This window comes from Rhodococcus sp. UNC363MFTsu5.1, from assembly GCF_000686785.1.
GTDB lineage: Bacteria > Actinomycetota > Actinomycetes > Mycobacteriales > Mycobacteriaceae > Rhodococcus_G > Rhodococcus_G maanshanensis.
Map to the genome: position 1 here is coordinate 369,387 of NZ_JMLO01000001.1, position 25,407 is coordinate 394,793.

The following is a 25,407-nucleotide window of genomic DNA, read 5'->3' on the forward strand; positions in this document are numbered from 1 at the left end:
GGCAATGCACGCGTGTGGGCGTAACCGACACTCTCGGTGCCGGGGGCCGGGGGACCGGACAGGGGGGATTCGCGGGGGATAGGGGGTGGGGACACGGGCCGACCCCTATTCGACCCCTAACGTGTCTTCGTCATCTCGGCAGTGAGCGTCTGCGCTGGTATCAATATGCGATGACCTCCTCGATGATGACCGACACGATGACGACCGACGCGGTGACGGTTCAGTCGGCTCCCTCGGGTGGCCCCGCGGCCCCGGTCTCGACCACTCGGCTGACCGCCGACCAGCGCAGGCGCCAACTCATCGAGTGCGCGCTGGACATCGCCGAGCGCGGCGGGATCGGCGCGGTCACGGTGCGGGCGATCGCGCGGGAGGCAGGAATCTCCCTCGGCATGGTGCACTACTGCTTCGCGAGCAAGGAAGCACTCCTGACGGAGATGGCCGAGCGATTGGTGCTCGAGCTGAGTACGGCCTCCCAGATGATGCTCGCTGCGGTGGGCGACGCACCGCAGGCGCCGGGACGGGCGGGCCTGCACGAGTTGGTCCGAATCGGCCTGAATGCCATGTGGTCGATCGTCGAGGCCAATCCGAACCGCAGGTTGCTGACCTACGAGATCGCCACGCACGCCCTGCGCCTGCGGGAGGCCGGGTCGCCGGATGCGGGGGACGTGGTCGGCGAGCAGTACCGGATCATGGACCGGGAGGTCACGGCGTTCCTCGACGAGAGTGCGGTCCGCACCGGGATGGTGTGGACGGAGCCGGTCGAGGCGATCGCGCACCGCAACCTGTCCATCGTCGACGGTCTGGTGCTGCGCTGGTTGGTGGACCGGGACACCGACGCGATCGCCGTCGGACTCGCCGAGGTCGCGAACGCGATCGCCGCGAAGGCCGTCGAGTCCTGAGCCGGAGATGACGCACTCGGGCGGGGGCCGTAGGCTGCCTCTCGTGCAGAGATGGCGTGGTCTCGACGAAGTGCCTGCCGACTGGGGTCGTTGCGTGCTCACGATCGGCGTTTTCGATGGCGTGCACCGTGGGCACGCGCAACTGATCAGCAGGGCGGTCAAGGCGGCCAGTGAGCGTGGAATCGCAAGTGTGCTCATGACTTTCGATCCGCATCCGGCCGAGGTGGTGCGTGCGGGCAGTCACCCCGCGCAGCTGACGACCCTTGCTCGCAGGGCGGAACTGGCCGAGGAACTCGGCATCGACGTCTTCTGCGTGATGCCGTTCACCCCGGAGTTCATGAAGCTGACCCCCGAGCGCTACGTCCACGAGATCCTCGTGGAGCGACTGCACGTCGCGGAGGTGGTGGTCGGCGAGAACTTCACCTTCGGGCGCAAGGCGGCGGGCAACGTGGACCTGCTGCGCAAGACCGGCGAACGGTTCGGCTTCGCGGTCGACGGGGTCAGTCTGCTGGCCGAGCATGCGGTGACCTTCTCGTCGACGTATATCCGGTCCTGTGTGGACGCGGGCGACGTCGCGGCGGCTTCCGAGGCGTTGGGTCGACCGCACCGGGTCGAGGGCGTGGTGGTGCACGGTGACGGGCGCGGCCGCAAGCTCGGCTTTCCGACGGCGAACATCGCGCCGCCGATGTATTCGGCCATTCCCGCGGACGGCGTGTACGCGGCGTGGTTCACCGTCCTCGGCGCAGGCCCGCTGACCGGAACGGTCGTCCCGGGCGAGCGGCACCAGGCGGCGGTGTCGGTGGGCACCAACCCGACGTTCTCCGGCCGCACCCGCACGGTCGAGGCGTTCGTGCTCGACGGTGAGGCCGATCTCTACGGCCAGCACGTCGCGGTCGATTTCGTTGAGCGACTGCGCGGTATGGAGAAGTTCGAGTCGGTCGACGATCTCGTCGAGCAGATGGGCCGGGACGCACAGCGCTCGCGCGAGATCCTCATGGAGGCGGACCTGCGTCACGGCGAGTAGATCGCCACGAATGCCCTGGTAGTATCTCCTGTCGGTGTGTGCTGCGGTCCGCGGTGGCCGCACCAACGGGGACGACATCTTCGGGTGGGAGTCCTCGTTCCAATCACGTGGACGTCAGTTACAGGAGATTCACAGTGGCATTGACCACCGAAGAGAAGAAGGCCGTGCTCGGCGAGTACGGACTGCACGAGACCGACACCGGTTCGCCGGAGGCGCAGGTTGCGATGCTCACCAAGCGCATCGTCGACCTCACCGAGCACCTGAAGAAGCACAAGCACGACCACCACTCCCGCCGCGGCCTGCTGCTGCTGGTCGGACGTCGTCGTCGTCTGCTCAAGTACGTTCAGAAGGTGGACATCGAGCGTTACCGCTCGCTGATCGAGCGTCTGGGCCTGCGTCGATAATTCGACGCACACGGTGACCCGCGACACGTTGCGGAGCATCTGGACGTGAACTTCCCGGTAGCCGGCGAGACGAGTGCATAGACTTGGCCTCGCCGGCTACCGGTGTTTTTCGCACCACAGCATTTGCAGCACCACCGGATCCACGGGATCCAGCCGTACGTACCTGAAGCCGTGGCGTCGGTCCTCGGTAGTGGTCACTCGGACGCGTCGATCTCATGACGACGCCCATCCGGAGGGCTTCGATCGATGACCGCCTCCGCGCAGCGATGTACCCGCCCGCCTCGGGCGCTGGACGTCGTGATGGTGCGCGTCGCAGCCAGGAGGGCTGCGCCGCCCACACACGGATACGGCAAAAGACGAGAGGACGAGAAGAGAAAAGATGACAGAGAATTCCGCAGTAGAGGTCGACGAGGGCGTGTTCGAATCCACCGCCGTGATCGACAACGGGAGCTACGGCACCCGCACCATCCGTTTCGAGACCGGTCGTCTCGCGCAGCAGGCCGCAGGCTCCGTCGTCGCCTACCTGGACGACGAGACGATGCTCCTGTCGGCCACCACGGCCAGCAAGCACCCCAAGGAGCACTTCGACTTCTTCCCCCTCACGGTGGACGTCGAGGAGCGCATGTACGCCGCGGGCCGTATCCCCGGCTCCTTCTTCCGTCGTGAGGGCCGTCCCTCCACCGACGCGATCCTGACCTGCCGCCTGATCGACCGGCCGCTGCGCCCGTCCTTCGTCGACGGCCTGCGCAACGAGATCCAGGTCGTCGTCACGGTCCTCAGCCTGGACCCGAAGGACCTGTACGACGTGGTCGCGATCAACGCCGCCTCGGCGTCGACGCAGATCGCGGGCCTGCCGTTCTCCGGCCCGGTCGGTGGCGTGCGCGTCGCGCTGCTCACCTCGGACGAGAACAAGAAGGGCCAGTGGGTCGCCTTCCCGACCGTCGAACAGCTCGAGAACGCGGTCTTCGACATGGTCGTCGCCGGCCGCATCGTCTCCGGTTCCGGTGACGACGCCGACGTCGCGATCATGATGGTCGAGGCCGAGGCACCCGCGCACGTGATCGACCTGATCGAGGGCGGCGCGCAGGCGCCGACCGAGGCGATCGTGGCCGAGGGCCTCGAGGCCGCCAAGCCGTTCATCGCGCGTCTGTGCACCGCCCAGCAGGCGCTGGCAGCCAAGGCAGCCAAGCCGACCGGCGACTACCCGGTGTTCCCGGCCTACCAGGACGACGTCTTCGCCGCCGTGGAGAAGGCCGCAGCCGACAAGCTCAGCGCCGCACTGACCATCGCGGGCAAGCAGGAGCGCGACGACAAGACCGACGAGATCAAGGTCGAGGTCCTCGAGCAGGTCGCCCCGAACTTCGAGGGTCGCGAGAAGGAGATCGGCGCGGCGTTCCGCTCGCTGACCAAGAAGCTCGTGCGCCAGCGGATCCTCAAGGATCACTTCCGCATCGACGGCCGCGGCATCACGGACATCCGTTCGCTGTCGGCCGAGGTCGCGGTCATCCCGCGGGCCCACGGCTCGGCGCTGTTCGAGCGTGGCGAGACCCAGATCATGGGCGTCACCACCCTCGACATGGTCAAGATGGCGCAGCAGATCGACTCGCTGGGCCCCGAGACCAGCAAGCGCTACATGCACCACTACAACTTCCCGCCGTACTCCACCGGTGAGACCGGTCGCGTCGGCTCGCCGAAGCGTCGCGAGATCGGCCACGGGGCCCTCGCCGAGCGCGCCCTGATGCCGGTGCTGCCGAGCCAGGACGAGTTCCCGTACGCGATCCGTCAGGTGTCGGAGGCGTTGAGCTCCAACGGTTCCACCTCGATGGGCTCCGTCTGTGCCTCGACCCTGTCGCTGCTCAACGCCGGTGTGCCGCTGAAGGCTCCGGTCGCGGGCATCGCCATGGGCCTGGTCTCCGACCAGGTCGACGGTGAGACCCGGTACGTGGCGCTGACCGACATCCTCGGTGCCGAGGATGCGTTCGGCGACATGGACTTCAAGGTCGCGGGCACGAAGGACTTCGTCACGGCGCTGCAGCTGGACACGAAGCTCGATGGCATCCCGTCCAAGGTGCTGGCAGGCGCGCTGTCGCAGGCGCACGACGCCCGTACCACGATCCTCGAGGTCATGGCCGAGGCCATCGACACCCCGGACGAGATGAGCCCGTTCGCCCCGCGCGTCACGGCCATCAAGGTGCCGGTGGACAAGATCGGCGAGGTCATCGGGCCCAAGGGCAAGATGATCAACTCGATCACCGAGCAGACCGGTGCGAACATCTCCATCGAGGACGACGGCACCGTGTTCGTCGGCGCCACCGATGGTCCGTCTGCGCAGGCCGCGATCGACATGATCAACGCCATCGCCAACCCGCAGCTGCCCAAGGTGGGCGAGCGCTTCCTCGGCACGGTCGTCAAGACCACCGCCTTCGGCGCGTTCGTCTCGCTGCTCCCGGGCCGCGACGGGCTGGTGCACATCTCGAAGCTGGGCAACGGCAAGCGGATCGCCAAGGTCGAGGACGTGGTCAACGTGGGCTCCAAGCTCCGCGTCGAGATCGCCGACATCGACAACCGCGGCAAGATCTCGCTGATCCCCGTCGAGGATGACGCCGCTGCGTCGGACGCGCCTGCTGACGCGGCCGCCGACGAGGCGACCGACTCGGAGTAGATCCGGCCCCATCGGCTGGTCGAACACCGGTGCTCCCGCGCACACGCGCGGGAGCACCGGTGTTTTTCGTGTCCTGATTGTTGTTTCACAGATCTGACTTCGTCCTGCCATTGGGCGGTTTGCGTGTTTTGCTGGGCGGGTGAACTCAGGATCTCCTGTGGTGAGCAACGGCACGCGGACACTGAACCTGGCCCTGGCCACGTGGGTGTCCGCGATCAACTTCTGGGCCTGGAACATGATCGGCCCCCTCTCCACGACCTACGCCGAAGCGCTGCCGCTCAGCGCGAGCCAGGCTTCGATGCTGGTCGCGACCCCGATCCTGGTGGGATCGCTGGGGCGCGTCGTCGTCGGCGCGCTGACCGACAGGTACGGCGGCCGCGTGATGTTCATCGCCATCTCGCTGGCCTCGATCCTGCCGGTGCTCGCGGTCGGCTTCGCCGCCGAGATGGACTCCTACGCACTGCTGTTGCTGTTCGGCTTCTTCCTCGGCATCGCGGGCACCATCTTCGCCGTCGGCATCCCGTTCGCGAACTCCTGGTACGAGGCGTCCCGTCGCGGCTTCGCCACCGGTGTCTTTGGCATGGGCATGGTCGGAACGGCGTTGTCGGCGTTCTTCACGCCCCGGTTCGTCCGCTGGTTCGGCCTGATCCCCACCCACGTGATCATCGCGGTGGCGCTGGCGGTCACTGCGGTCGCGTGCATCCTGGTGATGCGGAACTCGCCGAGTTTCGTGCCGAACACGGACCCGGTGCTGCCGAAGCTCAAGGCGGCCGCGAAACTCCGTGTCACCTGGGAGATGTCGTTCCTGTACGCGGTGGTGTTCGGCGGCTTCGTCGCGTTCAGCAACTACCTGCCCACCTACATCAAGAACATCTACGGCTTCTCGGCGGTTGATGCGGGCGCGAGGACCGCAGCGTTCGCTCTCGCGGCCGTGCTGGCCCGCCCCGTCGGAGGCGCACTGTCCGACCGGATCCCGCCCAAGACGGTGGTGCTGACCTCGCTTGCCGGCACCGCGGCGATGGCCGTCGTCGCGACCTTCCAGCCGCCGGCCGACGTCTGGTCCGCCGCCACGTTCATCCTGCTCGCGCTGTTCCTCGGCATCGGTACCGGGGGCGTGTTCGCCTGGGTCGCCCGTCGGTCGCCTGCCGCGAGTGTGGGCAGCGTGACCGGGATCGTCGCTGCCGCAGGTGGTCTCGGCGGCTATTTCCCGCCGTTGATCATGGGCGCGACGTACGACGAGGCGGCCAACAACTACACGGTCGGCCTGCTCCTGCTGGCGCTGACGGCGCTCGCGGCGCTGGCGTACACCGCGCTCAAGCTGTCCGCCCGTGAACCCGAAAGGGTCTACGACAAAACATGAGACGCGCGGTCAAGGTGAAGGAGGCGACGTGGCATCCAGCAATCGCACCGGTGGCGCGGTCGAGGATCTGCTGCTCGAGGGTGGGCGGTTCTTCGTTCCCGGCACGGTGTCGGGAGACCGGCGCACGGTCAGCCGACAGGGCGGACGCGAGGGCGACATCTTCTATCGCGACCGCTGGAGCCATGACAAGGTGGTGCGCTCGACGCACGGTGTGAACTGCACGGGCTCGTGCTCGTGGAAGATCTATGTCAAGGACGGGATCATCACCTGGGAGACCCAGGAGACCGACTATCCGTCCGTCGGTCCGGACCGGCCCGAGTACGAACCACGCGGCTGCCCCCGAGGTGCGGCGTTCTCCTGGTACACCTACTCGCCGACCCGGGTTCGGTATCCGTACGCGCGCGGCGTGCTCGTCGAGATGTACCGGGAGGCGCTGGCGCGCACCGGTGATCCGGTGGAGGCCTGGGCCGACATCCAGTCCGATCCGGAGCGCCGCGGCCGCTATCAGCGGGCGAGGGGGAAGGGTGGACTCGTCCGGGTGACTTGGGACGAGGCCACGGAGATGATCGCCGCCGCACACGTGCACACAATCAAGACCTATGGCCCCGACCGGGTGGCCGGGTTCTCGCCGATCCCCGCGATGTCGATGGTCTCGTTCGCGGCCGGTTCGAGGTTCGTGGAATTGCTCGGCGGCGTCATGACCTCCTTTTACGACTGGTACGCGGACCTGCCGGTGGCCTCGCCGCAGGTGTTCGGCGACCAGACCGACGTGCCGGAGTCCGGTGACTGGTGGGATGCGTCCTACCTGATGATGTGGGGGTCGAACGTGCCCGTCACCCGGACCCCTGACGCGCATTGGATGGCGGAGGTGCGCTACCGCGGGACGAAGGTGGTCGCCGTCAGCCCCGACTATGCGGACAACACCAAATTCGCCGACGAGTGGATGCCGTGCGCGGCGGGCACCGACGGCGCCATGGCGATGGCCATGGGACACGTCATCCTCTCGGAGTTCTTCGTCAAGTCGCGGGTGCCGTTCTTCGTCGACTACGTGCGGCAGTTCACCGACCTGCCGTTCCTCATCACGCTGGAGGAGCGGGACGGCCGACTGGTGCCAGGAAAGAACCTGACGGCAGCGGATCTCGGCGACACCGGCGAGAACGCGTCATTCAAGCCGGTGCTGCTCGACGGGGCCACCGGGGAGGCGGCCGTCCCGCACGGCTCGCTCGGCTTCCGGTTCGGTGAGGAGGGCGTCGGCAAGTGGAATCTCGACCTCGGCGGCATCGCCCCCGCGCTGACCGTGGCGCCCACTGACGGTGCGGGCGGCGAGACCGCGCTGGTCATGCTGCCCCGGTTCGACGCCCCGGACGGGCACGGCGAGACCCTCGAACGCGGTGTCCCCGTTCGGCTGGTGGGCAGACACCGCGTCTGCACGGTGTTCGACCTGATGCTCGCGCAGTACGGGGTGGTCAGGCCGGGACTGCCGGGGGATTGGCCCGCCGGCTACGACGACCCGCGATCGCCCTATACCCCCGCGTGGCAGGAGCCGATCACAGGAGTCAGTGCGGCGCAGGTCATCCGGATCGCCACCGAGTTGGCGAACAATTCCGTCGAGTCCGGTGGCCGATCGATGATCATCATGGGCGCGGGCATCTGTCAGTGGTTCCACGGCGATGCCACTTACCGCGCGGTGCTCAGCCTGTTGCTGCTGACCGGGTCGATGGGCCGAAACGGCGGTGGCTGGGCACATTACGTCGGGCAGGAGAAGTGTCGGCCGGTCACCGGATGGGCCGCGGTGGCGATGGGTACCGACTGGTCGAGGCCACCACGCCAGATGGCAGGGACGTCGTACTGGTATGTCCACGCGGACCAGTGGCGCTACGACGGCTACCGCGCCGACGCGCTGGCCAGTCCGATCGGTAGGCACCGTTTCGCAGGCAAACACACGATCGACGTGCTGGCCTCGGCCGTGTCCATGGGCTGGACCCCGTTCTACCCCCAGTTCGACCGCTCCAGTCTGGACGTGGTCGACGAGGCGCAGGCGGCAGGGAAGGACCCGATCGGGCACGTGACCGAGCAGTTGGCGAGCGGTCAGCTGAGGCTCGCGGTGACCGACCCGGACAACCCGAAGAACTGGCCACGCGTACTCAGCGTCTGGCGGGCGAATTTGCTCGGGTCCTCGAGCAAGGGCAACGAGTACTTCCTCAAGCACCTCCTCGGCACCACATCGAATCTGCAGGCCGAGCCGACCCGGGAGCACCTGCGCTCGAGTGAGGTGACGTGGACCGAGGACATCCCGGAGGGAAAGCTCGACCTGTTGATGTCGATCGACTTCCGGATGACCTCGACCACCCTGCTCTCCGACGTGGTCCTGCCCGCCGCCACCTGGTACGAGAAGGCCGACCTGTCGAGCACCGACATGCATCCGTTCATCCACGCGTTCACCGCCGCGATCGACCCGCCCTGGGAGACCCGCTCGGACTTCGATGCGTTCGGCGCCATCGCGCGGGCGTTCTCCACCCTTGCGGCCGAGCACCTGGGTGTCCGGCGCGACATCGTGATGGGCACCCTGCAGCACGACACGCCGGGAGCAATGGCGTATCCCGGTGGCACCGAATCGGATTGGCGTGCGATGGGCTCGACGCCGGTACCGGGCAAGACGATGGGACCGCTGGTGGTTGTCGAACGCGATTACCCGGCGATCGCCGAGAAGTGGGCCGCGCTCGGTCCGCTGGTCGAGACCGCGGGGCTGACCACCAAGGGCGTCACCGTGCATCCGGATCAGGAGGTCGCGGAGCTCGGGGGCAAGCACGGCGTCATGAGTTCCGGTGCAGCCGCAGGCAGGCCTGCTCTCGACACCCCCGAGAAGATGGCGGAGACCATCCTCGCGCTGTCCGGCACCTCCAACGGCAGGCTCGCGGTCGAGGGTTTCCGTGAGCTCGAGAAGCGCACCGGCCGGCCCCTGGTGCACCTGGCCGAGGGCAGCGAGGAACGTCGGATCAGCTTCGCCGACACCCAGGCTCGGCCGGTTCCGGTGATCACCAGCCCAGAATGGTCGGGCAGCGAGACCGGTGGGCGTCGGTATGCGCCGTTCACGGTGAACATCGAGGAGCTCAAGCCGTTCCACACCCTGACCGGTCGCATGCACTTCTACCTCGACCACGACTGGATCGAGGAACTCGGTGAGCAACTGCCGACCTACCGTCCACCGCTCGATATGGCCCGGCTGTTCGGCGAACCGGAGGTCGGCAGCTCGCGCGACGGCGTCGGGCTTGCGGTGCGGTACTTGACACCGCACTCCAAGTGGTCGATCCACTCGGAGTACCAGGACAACCTCCTCATGCTCTCGCTGTCGAGGGGCGGTCCGACCATGTGGATCAGTCCCGACGATGCCGCGAAGATCGCAGTGAGCGACAACGACTGGGTCGAGGCGGTCAATCGCAACGGCGTGCTGGTGTGCCGGGCCATCGTCTCGCACCGAATGCCCGTTGGCGTGGTCTATGTGCACCACGCGCAGGAGCGAACCATCGACGTCCCGCTCACCGAGACCACCGGAAACCGCGGCGGCATCCACAATTCGCTGACCAGGCTGCTCATCAAACCGACGCATCTGGCGGGCGGGTACGCCCAGTTGTCCTTCGCGTTCAACTATCTCGGGCCGACCGGCAACCAGCGCGACGAGGTGACGGTGGTCCGTCGCCGGTCGCAGGAGGTGACCTACTGATGCACCCGAGCGAAGCGAGGAGATCATGAAGGTGATGGCACAGCTCGCGATGGTGATGAACCTGGACAAGTGCATCGGCTGCCACACCTGCTCGGTGACCTGCAAGCAGGCGTGGACCAATCGGTCCGGCACGGAGTACGTCTGGTTCAACAACGTCGAGACGAGGCCGGGTCAGGGCTACCCCCGTACCTACGAGGACCAGGAACGCTGGCGCGGCGGGTGGGTCCGGGATCGCAAGGGCAGGTTGCGGCTACGCGACGGCGGCCGGATGAAGAAGCTGTCGCGGATTTTCTCGAACCCGAAGATGCCGTCCATCAACGACTACTACGAGCCCTGGACCTACGACTACGAGAATCTGACCAACGCACCACTCGGCGACCAGATGCCGGTGGCGGCGCCCCGCAGCCTGATCACCGGCAAGCCGATGAAGGTCGAATGGTCGGCGAACTGGGACGACGATCTGGGGGGCTCGCCGGAGATCCTCGCGGCCGATCCGGTGCTGCAGAAGGTGAGCGAGAAGGTCAAGCTGGAGCTGGAGCAGACCTTCATGTTCTACCTGCCGCGGATCTGCGAGCACTGCCTGAACCCGTCCTGCGTGGCCTCGTGTCCCTCCGGCGCGATGTACAAGCGATCCGAGGACGGGATCGTTCTGGTCGACCAGGACAAGTGCCGCGGCTGGCGGATGTGCGTGTCCGGATGTCCCTACAAGAAGGTCTATTTCAACCACAAGACCGGCAAGGCCGAGAAGTGCACGTTCTGCTATCCGCGGGTGGAGGTGGGTCTCCCGACGGTGTGCGCCGAGACGTGCGTCGGCCGTCTCCGGTACATCGGGCTGATCTTCTACGACGTCGACAAGGTCCTCGATGCGGCCTGCGTGGAGAACGACACCGATCTCTACGAGGCGCAGCTCGATGTGCTCCTGGACCCCAAGGACCCCGAGGTGATCGCGGGCGCACGTGCCGCGGGCATCTCGGACGGATGGATCGAATCCGCCCAGCGCTCTCCGATCCACGCGTTGATCAAGGAGTACCGGGTGGCGCTGCCGCTGCATCCGGAGTTCCGGACCATGCCGATGGTCTGGTACGTCCCGCCGCTCTCGCCCGTCGTCGACGCGGTCAGCCGGGATGGCCACGACGGCGAGGACGTCGGGAACCTGTTCGGAGCGCTGGACTCGCTGCGGATCCCGGTCGAGTACCTCGCGCAACTGTTCACCGCGGGCGACACCGCACCCGTGGACGCGGTGCTGCGCAAACTGGCCGCGATGCGTTCCTATATGCGTGACATCAGTCTCGGGCGTGAGCCGCAGGAGCACATACCAGCGGCCGTCGGGATGTCCGAGGAGCAGATGTACGCGATGTACCGGCTGCTCGCGCTGGCGAAATACGATGAGCGATACGTCATCCCGTCCGCCTATGCCGCGGAGGGACACAAACTCGAGGAGACCGCGACCGAGTGCGCACTCGACTTCGACGGCGGGCCGGGCATGTTCGAGGGAGGGTCGGGCCCGTTCGGTGAGTCGAGCGGTGGGCCGGTGCCGGTGGCGGTGGAGACCTTCCATGCTCTCCGGCAGCGTCAGACAACCGAGTCGATGGGGGTCAACGACAGCAATCCCTCTCGGGTGAACCTGCTCAACTGGGACGGGAAGGGCAAGCCGGACGGGATGTTCCCATCGGGCAACGGCGACCCCGGGAAGCATCGGCGGGGGACGCGATGAGGCTGCTCGGGCGTCGCTCCGGCGAAGCCACCGCGCGTCGCCTCGTCTGGCAGGCATCGTCGCTGCTGCTGGCGTACCCGGACTCAGGGCAGCCGGGCCGGCTCGACACCGTGGACAGGATCCTGGGTCACCTGTCGCCCGAGCACCGCGACCCGCTCGCCGCCACGACGTCGTACCTACGCGAGACCGAACCGTTCGAGGCCGCCGCGCGGTACGTCGAGACCTTCGATCTGCGCCGCAAGACCACGCTGTTCCTCACCTACTGGACCGACGGCGACACCCGCAACCGGGGGGAGGCGATCCTGAGCTTTGCCCGGGCCTACCGGTCCGTTGGGGTGGAGCCGCCCGAGGGGGAGTCCCCGGACCACCTCGCGGTCGTCCTGGAGTTCGCGGCCACGGTGGACGCGGACGTCGGGTACCGGCTGTTGAGGGCGAACCGCGTTCCGATCGGCATGCTCGGCGCTGCGTTGGCCGAGGGCGGGTCGCCGTACGCGTCGGTGCTCGCCGCGATCGGGCTGACCCTGCCCGCCGCGACCGAGCGGGAGCAGGCCCGCGCACAGGAGCTGGCAATCGCCGGACCACCCGCGGAGGCAGTCGGTCTGCAGCCGTTCACCCTGACGGTGCCGCCGCGTCGGACCGACGTGACCGGCATCCCACGTGGAGAAGGAGCGCGGTGACCATGTCGGCGGGAGAGATCTTCTGGGACGTCATCCCCTACGTGACGCTTGCGATTCTGGTGGTCGGGGTGTGGTGGCGGTACCGGTACGACAAGTTCGGCTGGACCACCCGATCCTCGCAGCTCTACGAGAACCGGCTGCTGCGTATCGCGAGCCCGTTGTTCCACTTCGGCATCCTGGTGGTGATTCTCGGGCACGTCATCGGGCTCGTCATCCCGGAATCGTGGACCGAGGCGATCGGCGTCAGCGAACACATGTATCACTGGGGTGCGACCGTGCCCGGCATCATCGCCGGTGTTGCGACGCTCGTCGGCGTGGGTTTGCTCATCTACCGGCGCCGGACCACCGGCCCGGTGTTCACCGCCACCACGGTCAACGACAAGCTGATGTACGTGGTGCTCGTGGCCGCGTTGGCCGCCGGGTTGGCGACCACGGTGATCGGTGCCGCGGCGGGGAACTCGGCGGCCAACTATCGGGAGACGGTCTCCCCGTGGTTCCGGTCCATCTGGATCCTGCAGCCGCGTGGCGACCTGATGGTGCAGGCACCGCTGCAGTTCCACATCCATGTGGTGATCGCGCTCGTGCTCTTCTCGATCTGGCCGTTCACCCGGCTGGTGCACGCGTTCAGCGCGCCGATCGCCTACCTGTTCCGGCCGTACATCGTCTACCGCAGCCGCGACGCGGCGGGCAGGCAGGAGCTGGTCGGATCGCAGCCGCATCGTCGCGGCTGGTGACCCCGGCGCAGTGTGTACTGTTTGAGCCTCACACCCGCACAGCTGACGAGGACCGTAGACCCACTTCATGGCCGCACACAATCGCAGTCGAACCTCCGCACTGACGACCAGATCCCAGGACTTCGGAGTACGGCGCACCGTGCTCCCCGGCGGTCTTCGGGTCGTCACCGAGCACATGCCGGGCGTCCGCTCCGCTTCGGTCGGTGTGTGGGTGGGAGTGGGATCTCGCGACGAGCAGCCGTCGGTGGCGGGAGCCGCGCACTTCCTCGAGCACCTGCTGTTCAAGTCGACGCCCACCCGCAGTGCCCTGGAGATCGCCCAGGTGGTCGACGGCATCGGCGGCGAGCTCAACGCGTTCACCTCCCGCGAGCACACCTGCTTCTATGCGCACGTGCTCGACGACGACCTGCCGCTGGCCATCGACCTGGTCAGCGATGTCGTGCTGCGTGGACGCTGCCGATCCGATGACGTCGACATCGAGCGGCAGGTGGTGCTCGAGGAGATCTCGATGCGCGACGACGACCCCGAGGACCTGCTCGGCGACGATTTCCTGACCGCGCTGTTCGGTGACCACCCGGTTGGCCGCCCGGTGATCGGCAGCGTCGAATCGATCGAGTCGATGTCGCGGACCCAGCTGCACTCGTTCCACGTCCGCCGGTACACGCCGCCGCGGATGATCGTCGCGGTGGCGGGCAACGTCGACCACGACGAGACCGTCGCGCTGGTGCGGCGCAGTTTCAAGGGGCACCTGGCCAGGGGACCGAAGCCCGCGCCGCGGCGGGAGGGCCGACTGCGGCTGCGCACCCTCCCCGAACTCACCTTGCGTGGGCGCGACAGCGAGCAGGCGCACCTGTGCATGGGAGTGCGCGCATTCGGGCGGCACGAGGGGCACCGCTGGGCCCTGTCCGTGCTCAACACCGCGGTCGGCGGTGGACTCAGTTCCCGTCTGTTCCAGGAGATCCGGGAGTCGCGGGGCCTCGCGTACTCGGTGTACTCGAGCATCGACACGTTCGCGGACAGCGGGGCGTTCTCGGTGTACGCCGGTTGCCAGCCGGAGAACCTCGGCGAGGTGACGACGGTGATCCGCGAGGTGCTCGCGAACGTGGCCACCAACGGCATCACCGACGACGAATGCGCGCGGGCCAAGGGTTCGATCCGCGGCGGACTGGTTCTCGGACTGGAGGACTCCGGCTCCCGGATGCACCGGATCGGCCGCAGCGAACTCAACTACGGGAACCATCGCAGCATCTCGGAGACGCTGGCACGGATCGACGAGGTGACCACCGAGGAGGTACGCGAGGTCGCCGCGATGATGCTGAGCCGGCCGTTCGGCGCCTCGGTCGTCGGCCCCTACAAGCGCAAGAGGGACCTGCCGGCCGCCGTCCGCGGAATCGTCTGACCGGTGTCGCTGCTCCGGTCGCGGCGGGCGGTGCCACTGGCCGTCGTCACGCTCATCACCCTGGTGATGCTGTTCTCGCCCGGCTCCACGGTGCCGAGCGGGCCGCCGAACATCGACAAGGTGACCCACCTGCTGATGTTCGCGGCGCTGGCCTACACGGCGCGGTTCGCGGGGTTCGGCGTCACCGCGGTGATCGTCTGGGCCGGCCTCTACGCGGCGGTGTCTGAGGTCCTGCAGGGCCTGCTGCCGATCCACCGCAGCGCGTCGGTCTGGGACTGGGTCGCTGACCTCGTCGGCGTGGCAGTCGGGCTGGGGATCTTCCAGGCGTGGCAGGCTGGGCGCGGGAGACCGGCGCCGGGCGGTCGCGACGAGGAGAGGTAGCGGCATGCGGATTCGTGGTGCGGTGCTGGAGGAGATCGGCCGGGAGCGTCCGTTCGCCCAGTCGCGGCCCATCTCGATCTCGGAGCTCGAGCTGGACGGACCGGGCCCAGGCGAGCTGCTGGTCCGCATCGAGGCGGCCGGGCTGTGCCACTCGGACCTGTCCGTCGTGGACGGGAACCGGGTGCGTCCGGTGCCGATGCTGCTCGGTCACGAGGCCGCGGGGCGCGTCGAGCGGGTCGGCGAGGGCGTCACCGATGTCCGGGTCGGTGAGCGCGTGGTGATGACCTTTCTGCCGCGCTGCGGCGAGTGCGCGGGCTGCGCGACCGACGGCCGGATGCCCTGCAGCGCCGGCGGCGCCGCGAACAACGCGGGCACCTTGCTCGGCGGCGGGGAGCGCCTGCACCGCGACGACGAGCCGGTGCACCACCATCTCGGTGTGTCGGGGTTCGCGACGCATGCGGTGGTCGACCGTCGGTCGGTGGTCCCGGTGGGTGACGACGTGCCGCCCGCGGTCGCGGCGGTGCTCGGGTGCGCGGTCCTGACCGGTGGCGGCGCGGTGCTGAACGCGGCCAGGACGGCCCCGGGGGATTCGATCATGGTGGTGGGTCTGGGTGGGGTCGGGATGGCCGCCATCCTGACTGCGGTGTCACTCGGCCTCGGCGAGGTGATCGGCGTCGATGCGATGCCCGAGAAGCTATCGGTGGCAACCGAACTCGGCGCCACGCAGGTGTACACCCCGGACCAGCTGGCCGAGCGCGGAGTGCGGGCGTCGCTGGTGGTGGAGGCGGCGGGGAACGCGCGCGCCTTCGAGGCCGCGGTGGCGGCGACGGCCCCCGGCGGCACCACCGTCACGGTCGGCCTGCCCAGTCCAGAGGCCAGGTCCGCGATCTCGCCGCTGTTGCTGGTCGCCGAGGCCAGGACCATCGTCGGCAGCTACCTGGGGTCGGCGGTGCCCTCGAGGGACATCCCGAGGTACGCGCAGATGTGGCGGGAGGGCCGGCTGCCGGTAGAGCGGTTGATCTCCTCGCAGATCGCGCTCGAGGACATCAATCGCGGCATGGACGAGCTGGCCGAGGGCCGGGCGATCCGTCAGGTGATCGTCTTCGAGTGAACCCGGATCAGGAGCCGAACAGTTCCTCGAGCGATCCGCCGCCCGGGGTCGTCGGGTTGCACCCGGTGACCGTGACCGTGTGCCACTGGCGGTCACCGATCCACTCGGGTGTCTCGGTCGGGGTCTGACCGTTGTTCCCCGGCGGGCCGAGCACCATGCGGTACTGGATCGTGTGGGTGTCGGCGTCCGGGCTGGGCAGTCCCGGGTTCCAGCCGTTGAGGTTCTTCAGGTCCTGCACGTAGGTGGCGGTCACCGGGGCCCGGTCTGACACCATCGTGCGGTTCTCCGGAGTGTTCGGCGGCACCTCGTCGGGCCAGGTCGGCGAGTCCGCCTTCGACGCCATGTTCGGGTCGCCGGTCCGCCAGATCGGGAATCCGACGCCGATGTCGCGGCCGTCGGGCACCTCGTCGTCGATGCGCCAGTCGATGGTGTACGTGGTGACGTTCGTGCGGTTCTCGATCGTGAACTCGGCCTTGCAGCCGCCGAGATCCTTCGCCCAGAACTGCACCGGTCCGGTGCGCTGGCCTTCGTCCGGCGCTGCGGACGCCGGAGCCGACAGCACCAGGATCGATCCTGCTGCCACGGCGAGGGCCGCGGTCATTCTCACGGAGGCAACCATGTGGATTCCTTTCGTTCCGTGCGGCGGGACTGTAGTCGTCGGCGACCGCCTCCACCGCCGGAATCCGCATGGTCGCGATGTGGCCGACCCGCGGTTCCATTCGAGGTCGATGGAATGCGTTGGCCGCGTATCATCCGCTGGGTTGCCGAGGGGGCAACGAATTCGACGGGGAGGAAAGCACGAATGATCGATCGTCCTGAGCAGCTCGGTGGCCGACGGGCCGGGCGTTCGGTTCCCACGCTTCTCGTAAGCTGCGTGCTGGCGACCGGGATCGTGCTGGGCGGTACGGGAGTTGCAGGGGCCGAATCCAGTTCGAGTTCCTCATCCGCAGTGGACGTGGAGTGGGAAGCGTCGTGGGCGGCCTACGAGTTCGAGAAGAGCGTGGCAGGCCCGGCACTGTCGACCGTGAACGTCACCCTGCCGATCACCATCAACGCGCCCATCGATCGGGTGTTCCCGGCGTACTCGAACCTCTACAACAGTCTCGGACGGCACCCGTTCCTCAGCGGCGTGCTCGACCGCCGCACGTACGTCGAGGGTGACGCCGACGTCTGGGAGTTCATCGCCCTCGAGGACATCCCGGCCGGCTCGGCATCGATCCCGGGACGCACCGTCGGACAGCAGCGGGTGTACGCCGCCGATCACTGGTACAGCACGGACACCTGGGACGCGCCGGGCGTGATCACCCACCAGAAGGTCACCTTCGCCGAGAGCGGCGGCGCGACCACCGTCACCGAGCACCTGACCTTCTCCGCGCCGGCGTTGCTGATCGACTACACCGTGAAGAACGGCGTGTCCTCGCACATCGAGAACCAGAAGGCCATGCAACGCGACATCGAGAACGGCACGCTCTAGCGGGTTGCGTAGGCTCTCACTCAGCAACTGTGCGAGCGGACGGAGAGTGAAGCAAGTGACCTCAGCGCCAATCCGGGTCGGAGTCCTCGGTGCCAAGGGCAAGGTTGGCCGGGCGATCTGCGAGGCGGTCGAGGCCGCCGCGGACCTCGAACTGGTCGCGCAGGTCGACACCGGCGACCGCATCGAGACGTTCGTCGACACCCGGACCCAGGTCGTCGTCGACTTCACCCACCCCGATGTGGTGATGGCCAACCTGGAGTTCCTGGTCGCCAACCGCATCCACGCGGTCGTCGGGACCACCGGCTTCGACGACGCCCGGCTGGCCACCGTGCAGTCGTGGCTGGCGGAGAACCCCGAGGTAGGCGTGCTGATCGCGCCGAACTTCGCCATCGGTGCGGTGCTGTCGATGCGGTTCGCCGAGCAGGCCGCGCGCTTCTTCGACTCGGTCGAGGTCATCGAGCTGCACCACCCGAACAAGGCCGACGCTCCGTCGGGTACCGCGTACCGCACCGCCGCGCTGATCGCGGCGGCACGCGAGAAGGCGGGACGCGGGCCGAGCCCGGACGCGACCAGCACCGAGCTCGAGGGTGCGCGTGGTGCGGACGTGAACGGGGTAAGGGTGCACTCGGTCCGCCTCGCGGGACTCGTTGCGCACCAGGAGGTTCTGCTCGGAACCCAGGGTGAGACGCTGACCATCCGGCACGATTCGATCGACAGGAACTCCTTCGCGCCCGGCGTTCTGCTCGGTGTCAGGGAGATCGCAGGCCGTCCCGGGCTCACGGTCGGTATCGACCCCCTGCTGGACCTGTGAAGAACGACGTCACCAAGGTCGTCGTCACCATCGCGGCGATCGTCCTCGCGCTCGGCTTCTACTTCGTGCTGCTCGGCCAGCGCGGCCTCGACCTGATCCGGGAGGGGGGAGTGGCGCCGATCGGACTCGGTATCGGTGTGCTGCTGCTGCCGGTACTGGGTGTCTGGATCGTCGTCGTGACGTTGCGTGCCGGATTCCAGCACCAGCACCTCGCGCGGCGGATCGCGGACGAGGGGCTCGAGCTCGATGTGTCGGAGCTGCCGAGGCGCCCCTCCGGCCGGATCGACAGGGATGCCGCGGATCAGCTCTTCGCACAGGTGAAGTCGGAGTGGGAGGCCGATCCGGACAACTGGCGCAACTCGTACCGGCTCGCGCGTGCGTACGACTACGCGGGCGATCGTGGCCGGGCCCGCGACACCATGCGCCGGGCCGTCGCGCTGGAGCAGGCCGAGCGGGAGCGGGGCTGACCCGCTCCGCCGGTCCGGTCTCGGCCGTACTCTGAACCACGTGACGGACGACATGTCGGGGGCGCTCGAGCATGTGAGTACCGATTACCCCCTCTATCAAGTGTTCTTCGAGGTCAGCGACATGAAGCGACTCCTGATCGTTCACCACACACCCTCGCCGCACTGCCAGGCGATGTTCGAGGCGGTCGTCAGCGGTGCCACTGACCCCGAGATCGAGGGCGTCGAGGTGGTCCGGCGGGCGGCGCTGGCGGTGTCGGTGAGCGACTTCCTCGACGCCGACGGCTACGTGCTCGGGAGCCCGGCGAACCTCGGGTCGATTTCGGGCGCTCTCAAGCACGCGTTCGATTGTTCGTACTACCAGATCCTCGACTCGACGCGGGGTCGCCCGTTCGGTCTCTACCTCCATGGGAACGAGGGCACCGAGGGTGCAGAGAGCGCGGTCGATCGGATCACTGCCGGTCTCGGTTGGGAGAAAGCCGCCGAGTACATCATCGCGTCGAACAAGCCAGACAAGGCCACGCTGGAGGCGTGCTGGGAGCTGGGCGCGACAATCGCCGCGCAGCTCATGGAGGGCTGATCGTCGAAATCGGATTCGGTTGGGTAGCGGGTCGGGTCCTCCACGGTGCCGCCGGTGCCGTTCGCGACCGGCCCGAACATGGTGTGGGCCATCGACTTCCAGTTCGACTCAGCGACTGGAAGGAGGAGTACAACCACGACCGGCCGCACTCATCGCTGGGCTACCGAACCCCACGGGCCTACGCTGCAATCTGTACCCACTAATCGACTCTCACGCGTCTGGTGTCGTATGCCCACATCGCGATCTCGACGCGGTTGCGGGCGCCGAGCTTGGTCATCAACGATGCGACGTGGGACTTGACCGTGCTCAGGCCGACGAAGAGCTCGGTGGCGATCTCGGCGTTGGTCCGGCCCCGTGCCACCAGCGCGAGCACCTCCTTCTCCCGCTCGGTGAGCGGGTCGATGGGCTGGACCGGTACCACCGGGGCCTGGTCGGCGAAGGTCGCCAGCAGCCGGCGGGTGACGTTGGGGGCGATCAGCGCGTCCCCGTTGGCCGCCGCGTGGATAGCCTGCACGAGGAGCTCCGGCCCGGCGTCTTTGAGCAGGAAGCCGCGGGCGCCGGCGCGTAGGGCGCCGAGGACGTACTCATCGAGGTCGAAGGTGGTGATCACGACGACCGCCATCGGGTCCGTCACGTCTGGCCCGGCCAGGCGCCGCGTCACCTCGACGCCGTCGAGCCCGGGCATCCGGATGTCGACGAGGAGGACATCGGGACGCAGCCGGGTCGCCAGGTCGAGCGCTGCGAGCCCGTCTGCTGCCTCCCCCACGACCTCGAGGTCGGGTTGCGCGCCGAGAATCATCACCAGCCCGGTCCGGACCAAGTCCTGGTCGTCGGCTACGACAACACGGATGCTCATGCCAGCGCCTCCACCGGCAGCACGGCCTCGACCACCCAGCCACCCTCGGGCCCCGGTCCCGCGGAGAGCGATCCGCCGAGGAGCTGGGCGCGTTCGGCCATGCCCAGCAGGCCGAACCCGGGCTCCGGGGCCGGCCCCGGCTCGGTCTGTCCATCGTCGCTGACACGCAGTCTGACGGCGTCGCCCTCCCGGTGTACGTCGATCCCGACGCGGGTCGCGCTCCGGGCGTGCCGTACGGCGTTGGTCAGCGACTCCTGCGCGAGCCGGTAGAGCGCAGCATCCACGGGTCGTGCCAGCCGGGTCAACGAACCGTCCAGCGAGACCTCGACGGTGGGTGTCGCGTCGGCGCGCGCCAGAGCAGGCAGGTCCGCGACACCCAGCTGCGGTGAGTAGGCGACGGCTTCCTCCTCACGCAGCACCCGCACCATGGATCTCATCTCCGCCAGGGTTCGCGACGCTTCAGACTCGATCGCGGCCAGGATCTCGGCAGCCTTCTCAGGCTCGATGCCGGCAACCACGCCACCGGCCTGCGCCTGCACCGCGATGGCCGAGACGTGGTGGGCCACGGTGTCGTGCAGCTCGCGAGCCAGCCCCACCCGCTCCTGATTGCGGATCTCGCGCTGTTGGCGATGCCAGAGGTCCGCGCGGTAGCGGAACACCGCCGCGAGGGCGACGAACAACAGCAAGAGGACGCTCCCGCCGAAAACGTCGGCCCAGCCCGTGGAGGAGACGTACATCCCCAGCGCGACGACGGCCGTCACGAACGCCGTCCCGAAGACCATCTCCCGGCCCGAGCCCCACCGCACCAGGGAGTAGAGCAGGATCAGGACGGCCATCATGGAGTAGAGGCCGAGGTCCTCGGCGTGCGCAGTCAGCTGGAGGACCGAGAGCAGCCCCGCGACGCCCCACCCGACCAGGGCGGCCATCAGGGGGCGACCCCGCCGCCAGAGCAGGGCAGGCATCAGCGCCAGGGCGAGCACCGTCACAAGGGGTTGCCAGGCCAAGCCCGGCCGAGCGATGCCCTCGACCAAGGCGGCGGCCGCGAACACGCCCACCAGCAGCCAGTCGAGCCGACCGATGGGTGGGGCGTCAGCAGGCCGCGGCTCATGCCAGATGGAGCGCGGGACAGTGACCACGGCTCCAGCCTAGGGGTCGGCGTGCCTCGGCGTACCCGCCGAAAGTACGAGAGAGAAACCATGCCATCGGCCAGGCGAACCCCAGCCTCCGGGCCGAGGCGGCCGCCGCCGGGCTCAGCGATCGTAGACCTACCGATCCTCACCACAACAAGGGAGCCCATGATGAGAACAGGTCAACCCACCGTCACACTGGAAGACCAGCGGATCCCGGTGAGAGCCAAGCTCGCCGCAACGTGGACAAGCTTCATGTTCCTATACGCCTACGTGGACATTCTCAACTTCTTCACGCCCGGCGTCGTCGAAGACATCCTCGACGGCAAGGTCTTCGAGTTCGACCTCTCCCAGACCTTTTCGACCACGGCGCTGACCCTCATGGCCATCCCGATCTTCATGGTCGTGCTGTCGATGACGCTGCCCGCCCGGGCGAACCGCATCACGAATCTCATCGTGGCTTCGCTCTACGTCCCCGTCACGGCATTCAACGTGGTGGGCGCGTCCTGGCTGTACTTCTACGGCCTCGGCATCGTGCTGGAATTGATCCTTCTCGCCCTTATCGTGCGGTACGCCTGGACCTGGCCCCGCACCGCACCGTCGGCGACCATGGCGACCAGCTCGGACCGTGAATCCGTTCGCGCCCAACGGCAAGCGTGAACCAAGAGCAGTCCCCGTCCTGGCGTGCGAGATCTTCATGCTCGACGACATCATCGAGCCCTTGGCCACAGGTAGCGCCACACGTCCAGGGCCGGAGGATGATTCGACTGACTCGGGCTGTGGGTGCACGGCGACAACGACACCGCGGGGGTGAACCGGACGGCACCTGTGCGCAGGATGTCGGACCCCGGTGGCAGGGTGGGGACATGCTGGAGATGACGGCTGCCGCCGCCAGACGAACCGCGCTGGCCGCGCAGGGGTTCGCCGATGCCCGCCCGTCCGCCGCGCCCACCCGCAGACATCTGCTCAAAGCCGTCGGTAGGACCTCGCTGCTGCAGATCGATTCGGTCTCCGTGGCCGTGCGGGCGCACTACATGCCGGTGTTCAGCCGGATAGGCGCCTACGACCGTGGCCTGCTGGACGATGCCGCGTGGCGGCACACCGCCGCGAAGCCCCGTGCGCTTGTCGAGTACTGGGCACACGAGGCGGCACTGATCCCGGTGGGGGACTGGCCGCTGCTGCGGTGGCGGATGCGTGCCTACGCGGGCGGCCGCTGGGCCGGGGAACGCAAGGTGCTCGAGCGGAACCCGGCCCTGATCCGCGACGTCCTCGACGTGATCTCGGCGGTCGGGTCGGCCAGCGCGGGCGACATCGAACGGCACCTCGAGATCGACCGGGGTCGCAGGCCCGGTCCGTGGTGGGATCGCAGCGATACCAAGGTGATCTGCGAGCAACTCTTCGCGGCGGGTGCGCTGTCGGTGGACAGGCGGGTCGGCTTCGTCCGGCACTACGACCTCGCCGACCGGGTGCTCCCCGCAGGCGTCGTGTCCAGCCGGATCGACGACGAGGACGCGGTGCGCGAGCTGATCCGTCGCGCCGCGCGGTCGCTCGGTGTCGGAACGGAGCCGGACCTGCGCGACTACTACCGGCTCTCGCGTGCCCAGGCCGCCGCCGCGATCGCGGACCTGGTGGAGGAGGGGGCCCTGGTCCCGGTGGCCGTGCGCGGCTGGGGAGCGCCCGCCTATCGCCACGTCGAGGCGCGGACACCGCGCCGGATCACCGGGGCGGCGCGGTGTCCGTTCGACCCGCTGGTGTTCTTCCGTCCGCGGACCGAACGGATCTTCGACTTCCACTACCGGCTCGAGATCTACACGCCCCAGCACAAGCGGGTGCACGGGTACTACGTGTTCCCGTTCCTGCTCGACGGTGAGCTGGTCGCCCGGGTGGACCTCAAGGCCGACCGCGGGGCGGACGCCCTCCACGTGCTCGGCGCCTTCGCGGAGGGCGAGCACGGGCACGGGCATGTGGCGGAGTCGCTGGCCTCGTCGCTGCGCGAGATGGCGGACTGGCTGGGACTCTCGGACGTCAGGGTCGGCGAGCGCGGCGATCTCGCCGCCGCGCTCGCCGACCGGGTCTGATCACCCGGATCGGAACCGGTTGTCGGTCAGAAGGTTTCGAGGAACTTCGTGAGGCCCTTGGAGGCCGTTTCGAGGGCGATCTTCTGTCCGCGCTTGACGATGAACCCGGGCATCGGGATCTTGAGGTCGACGGTCAGGTCGAAGGTCACGTTCGTGCCGTCGCCGTCCGCGACGAGCGTGTACGAGCCGTCCTGCGTCTTCTGCTGGTCGCTCTGAACGAGGGTCCAGCTCACCTTCTCGTCGCCGACCCACTGGTAGTCCACGACCTGCTCGTCGTTGACGCCCAGCACCGAGACCTTCATGCGCACGCGCAGCGGCCTGCCGTCGGGGTGGGTGCTCTCGACGACCACCGACTTGTGCGAGGACGACCACTCCGGCACCCGTTCGACCGCGACGATCGCCGCCATGACCTTGGCCGGGTCGGCCTTGATGTGGAATTCCTTGTTGCCTGACACGGCCATCGAGCCCACCCCTTAGTGCGGTTGCGTCCAAACTCAGTGCGTCATTACATCATTCCGAGACGGTCCTGGGTTGCGGACGCGCGTCCAGGTCAGTCCTCCGTGCGCCTGCCCTTGCGGACCTGGTCCCGAAGCGCGCCCTGGACGGCCTGCGACACCCAGGAGTTCAGCGACATCCCGTTCTGGGATGCGGCCTCCTCCGCGCGGGACTTCATCTGATCCACCAGGCGCAGGGTGACCCGGGAGATGTCGCCGGTGACGTCGTCGATGGCGTCATTGACGTAGTCGCTCGTCGTGCTCTCGCCGCGCGGTCCCGATCCGGGCCTCGCCGCGCGAGCCACCTCGACGTGCGCTCGATCGCCGTCGAGTCGCACGTGCACCGTGCGGTCGCCGAGCGCGGTCGACACGTCGGCCGCCAGGTCGGAGAGCGCGGACAGCAGCATCAGTCGCGCCGATTTCTCGGCCGCGACGGCCAGTGCCTCGGCGATTCGCTTGGTGTTCTCGTCGCCGAGGGCGGCCGCCGCGACGAGATCCTCGCGCAGGGTGGTGGTGTACTCCGACAGTTCCATGACGTCAGTGTGGCGTCATATATGACATCAGTCAAGGCGTCATGACGTCAGGAGGGTGGCTTCGCCTTCGGGTATAGGGTGCGGTGATTCCCGAGCAGGACGCAGTAGGACCGAGCAGGCCCAGGAAGGAACGCAGTGCGGCAAGCGGTGTCTCTGAAAGTGCAACTCATCGCGAAGACGGAGTTCGCCCCGCCGGCGGATGTGCCGTGGGAAACCGATGCCGACGGCGGCGAGGCGCTGGTCGAGTTCGCCGGTCGAGCCTGCTATCAGAGCTGGTCGAAGCCGAACCCGCGGACCGCGACGAACGCCGGCTACCTGCGTCACCTGCTCGAGGTCGGGCACCTGTCGGTCCTCGAGCACGGCAGCGTGAGCTTCTACATCACGGGGATCTCGCGCTCCTGCACGCACGAGCTGATCCGGCACCGGCACCTGTCGTACTCGCAGCTCTCGCAGCGGTCGGTCACCGAGCGGGACGCCAATGTCGTGGTGCCGCCCGCCGTGGTCGGTGATCCCGAGCTCGAAGCGCTGTTCGTCGCGGCGACCGATGCCAGTCGTGCGGCCTATGTCGAGCTGCTCGAGGCGCTCGAGGCCAAGCTCGCACACGTCCCGAACGGGTCGCTGCGGGCGCGCCAGGCACGGCAGGCGGCGAGGTCCGTGCTGCCCAACGCGACCGAGACCAGGGTGGTCGTCACCGGCAACTATCGGGCGTGGCGGCATTTCATCGCGATGCGTGCCTCCGAGCACGCCGACGTGGAGATTCGCAGCCTGGCAATCGAATGCTTGCGTCAACTCACCGCGGCGGCACCGAATGTGTTCGGCGACTTCGAGATCGCGACGCTCGCGGACGGCACCGAGATCGCGGTCAGCGAGTTCGACAACCAGGACTGAGCGGGGCGATTCGGCA

General features: G+C 68.0%; 25 protein-coding genes. 20 read left to right on the plus strand and 5 right to left on the minus strand.

Annotation, left to right across the window (positions count from 1 at the left end):
* Nucleotides 1–170 precede the first annotated feature (170 nt).
* From BR31_RS0101725 to BR31_RS0101780, 12 genes are all read left to right on the plus strand, one after another.
* Nucleotides 171–899 carry a TetR/AcrR family transcriptional regulator gene (locus BR31_RS0101725; RefSeq protein WP_231496336.1) on the plus strand — a complete coding sequence of 243 codons (729 nt, stop codon included), beginning with the start codon at nucleotides 171–173 and terminating at the stop codon, nucleotides 897–899.
* Nucleotides 900–942: 43 nt separating this feature from the next.
* The gene (locus BR31_RS0101730; RefSeq protein WP_027499432.1) at nucleotides 943–1,923 is read left to right on the plus strand and encodes a bifunctional riboflavin kinase/FAD synthetase; all 981 of its coding nucleotides are present in this window, start codon (nucleotides 943–945) and stop codon (nucleotides 1,921–1,923) included.
* A 134-nt stretch (nucleotides 1,924–2,057) separates the two neighbouring features.
* Nucleotides 2,058–2,327, plus strand: coding sequence for a 30S ribosomal protein S15 (gene rpsO, locus BR31_RS0101735; RefSeq protein WP_027499433.1), 270 nt, complete (start codon nucleotides 2,058–2,060; stop codon nucleotides 2,325–2,327).
* Nucleotides 2,328–2,706: 379 nt separating this feature from the next.
* Nucleotides 2,707–4,989 (plus strand): polyribonucleotide nucleotidyltransferase, encoded by a 2,283-nt coding sequence (locus BR31_RS0101740; RefSeq protein ID WP_027499434.1) that lies wholly within the window; start codon nucleotides 2,707–2,709, stop codon nucleotides 4,987–4,989.
* A 160-nt stretch (nucleotides 4,990–5,149) separates the two neighbouring features.
* Nucleotides 5,150–6,349: an MFS transporter gene (locus tag BR31_RS0101745; RefSeq protein WP_269321271.1), complete on the plus strand. Its 1,200-nt coding sequence runs from the start codon at nucleotides 5,150–5,152 to the stop codon at nucleotides 6,347–6,349.
* Nucleotides 6,350–6,377: 28 nt separating this feature from the next.
* The gene (locus BR31_RS0101750; RefSeq protein ID WP_027499436.1) at nucleotides 6,378–10,070 is read left to right on the plus strand and encodes a nitrate reductase subunit alpha; all 3,693 of its coding nucleotides are present in this window, start codon (nucleotides 6,378–6,380) and stop codon (nucleotides 10,068–10,070) included.
* Between the two features lie 25 nt (nucleotides 10,071–10,095).
* Entirely contained in the window at nucleotides 10,096–11,784 is a 1,689-nt protein-coding gene (gene narH / locus BR31_RS0101755) for a nitrate reductase subunit beta (RefSeq protein ID WP_027499437.1), read from the plus strand.
* On the plus strand, nucleotides 11,781–12,461 hold the full coding sequence (gene narJ / locus BR31_RS0101760; protein WP_027499438.1) for a nitrate reductase molybdenum cofactor assembly chaperone: 681 nt from the start codon (nucleotides 11,781–11,783) through the stop codon (nucleotides 12,459–12,461). Before narH ends, narJ begins: the two co-directional genes overlap by 4 nt.
* A gap of 2 nt (nucleotides 12,462–12,463) precedes the next feature.
* On the plus strand, nucleotides 12,464–13,195 hold the full coding sequence (gene narI, locus BR31_RS0101765; RefSeq protein WP_027499439.1) for a respiratory nitrate reductase subunit gamma: 732 nt from the start codon (nucleotides 12,464–12,466) through the stop codon (nucleotides 13,193–13,195).
* A 67-nt stretch (nucleotides 13,196–13,262) separates the two neighbouring features.
* A complete protein-coding gene (locus BR31_RS0101770; protein ID WP_027499440.1) occupies nucleotides 13,263–14,594 on the plus strand; it encodes a M16 family metallopeptidase in 1,332 nt (443 codons plus the stop codon).
* Between the two features lie 3 nt (nucleotides 14,595–14,597).
* Nucleotides 14,598–14,975, plus strand: coding sequence for a VanZ family protein (locus BR31_RS27165; protein ID WP_051636873.1), 378 nt, complete (start codon nucleotides 14,598–14,600; stop codon nucleotides 14,973–14,975).
* 4 nt (nucleotides 14,976–14,979) lie between these two features.
* The gene (locus tag BR31_RS0101780) at nucleotides 14,980–16,086 is read left to right on the plus strand and encodes an alcohol dehydrogenase catalytic domain-containing protein (RefSeq protein ID WP_027499441.1); all 1,107 of its coding nucleotides are present in this window, start codon (nucleotides 14,980–14,982) and stop codon (nucleotides 16,084–16,086) included.
* A gap of 7 nt (nucleotides 16,087–16,093) precedes the next feature.
* Here the strand turns inward: BR31_RS0101780 and BR31_RS0101785 are convergent, their stop codons facing one another.
* Nucleotides 16,094–16,705, minus strand: coding sequence for a hypothetical protein (locus tag BR31_RS0101785; RefSeq protein WP_027499442.1), 612 nt, complete (start codon nucleotides 16,703–16,705; stop codon nucleotides 16,094–16,096).
* A 183-nt stretch (nucleotides 16,706–16,888) separates the two neighbouring features.
* Between BR31_RS0101785 and BR31_RS27170 the strand changes: the two genes are divergently transcribed.
* From BR31_RS27170 to BR31_RS31785, 5 genes are all read left to right on the plus strand, one after another.
* Complete coding sequence (locus tag BR31_RS27170; RefSeq protein ID WP_081830268.1) at nucleotides 16,889–17,560, plus strand: hypothetical protein; 672 nt, start codon at nucleotides 16,889–16,891, stop codon at nucleotides 17,558–17,560.
* A gap of 55 nt (nucleotides 17,561–17,615) precedes the next feature.
* Nucleotides 17,616–18,371 carry a 4-hydroxy-tetrahydrodipicolinate reductase gene (gene dapB / locus BR31_RS0101795; protein WP_027499443.1) on the plus strand — a complete coding sequence of 252 codons (756 nt, stop codon included), beginning with the start codon at nucleotides 17,616–17,618 and terminating at the stop codon, nucleotides 18,369–18,371.
* The gene (locus BR31_RS0101800; protein WP_027499444.1) at nucleotides 18,368–18,838 is read left to right on the plus strand and encodes a hypothetical protein; all 471 of its coding nucleotides are present in this window, start codon (nucleotides 18,368–18,370) and stop codon (nucleotides 18,836–18,838) included. Before dapB ends, BR31_RS0101800 begins: the two co-directional genes overlap by 4 nt.
* Nucleotides 18,839–18,959: 121 nt before the next feature.
* Nucleotides 18,960–19,415, plus strand: a complete 456-nt coding sequence (locus tag BR31_RS0101805; RefSeq protein ID WP_027499445.1) for a flavodoxin family protein — start codon at nucleotides 18,960–18,962, stop codon at nucleotides 19,413–19,415.
* Nucleotides 19,416–19,498: 83 nt separating this feature from the next.
* Nucleotides 19,499–19,618, plus strand: coding sequence for an integrase core domain-containing protein (locus BR31_RS31785; RefSeq protein WP_197023514.1), 120 nt, complete (start codon nucleotides 19,499–19,501; stop codon nucleotides 19,616–19,618).
* Here the strand turns inward: BR31_RS31785 and BR31_RS0101810 are convergent.
* A complete protein-coding gene (locus BR31_RS0101810) occupies nucleotides 19,615–20,271 on the minus strand; it encodes a response regulator (RefSeq protein ID WP_027499446.1) in 657 nt (218 codons plus the stop codon). The genes BR31_RS31785 and BR31_RS0101810 overlap by 4 nt on opposite strands.
* On the minus strand, nucleotides 20,268–21,407 hold the full coding sequence (locus BR31_RS0101815; protein WP_027499447.1) for a sensor histidine kinase: 1,140 nt from the start codon (nucleotides 21,405–21,407) through the stop codon (nucleotides 20,268–20,270). The genes BR31_RS0101810 and BR31_RS0101815 overlap by 4 nt, the downstream gene beginning before the upstream one ends.
* A gap of 159 nt (nucleotides 21,408–21,566) precedes the next feature.
* Between BR31_RS0101815 and BR31_RS0101820 the strand changes: the two genes are divergently transcribed.
* Nucleotides 21,567–22,058 (plus strand): DUF6326 family protein, encoded by a 492-nt coding sequence (locus BR31_RS0101820; protein WP_231496337.1) that lies wholly within the window; start codon nucleotides 21,567–21,569, stop codon nucleotides 22,056–22,058.
* Nucleotides 22,059–22,264: 206 nt separating this feature from the next.
* The gene (locus tag BR31_RS0101825) at nucleotides 22,265–23,476 is read left to right on the plus strand and encodes a winged helix-turn-helix domain-containing protein (RefSeq protein ID WP_027499449.1); all 1,212 of its coding nucleotides are present in this window, start codon (nucleotides 22,265–22,267) and stop codon (nucleotides 23,474–23,476) included.
* A 26-nt stretch (nucleotides 23,477–23,502) separates the two neighbouring features.
* Here the strand turns inward: BR31_RS0101825 and BR31_RS0101830 are convergent, their stop codons facing one another.
* Nucleotides 23,503–23,937, minus strand: a complete 435-nt coding sequence (locus BR31_RS0101830) for an SRPBCC family protein (protein ID WP_027499450.1) — start codon at nucleotides 23,935–23,937, stop codon at nucleotides 23,503–23,505.
* Between the two features lie 89 nt (nucleotides 23,938–24,026).
* Nucleotides 24,027–24,503, minus strand: coding sequence for a toxin-antitoxin system HicB family antitoxin (locus BR31_RS0101835; protein ID WP_027499451.1), 477 nt, complete (start codon nucleotides 24,501–24,503; stop codon nucleotides 24,027–24,029).
* A 135-nt stretch (nucleotides 24,504–24,638) separates the two neighbouring features.
* Here BR31_RS0101835 and thyX point away from each other — a divergent pair, with 135 nt between their 5' ends.
* Nucleotides 24,639–25,391, plus strand: coding sequence for an FAD-dependent thymidylate synthase (gene thyX, locus BR31_RS0101840; RefSeq protein WP_027499452.1), 753 nt, complete (start codon nucleotides 24,639–24,641; stop codon nucleotides 25,389–25,391).
* Nucleotides 25,392–25,407 lie beyond the last annotated feature (16 nt).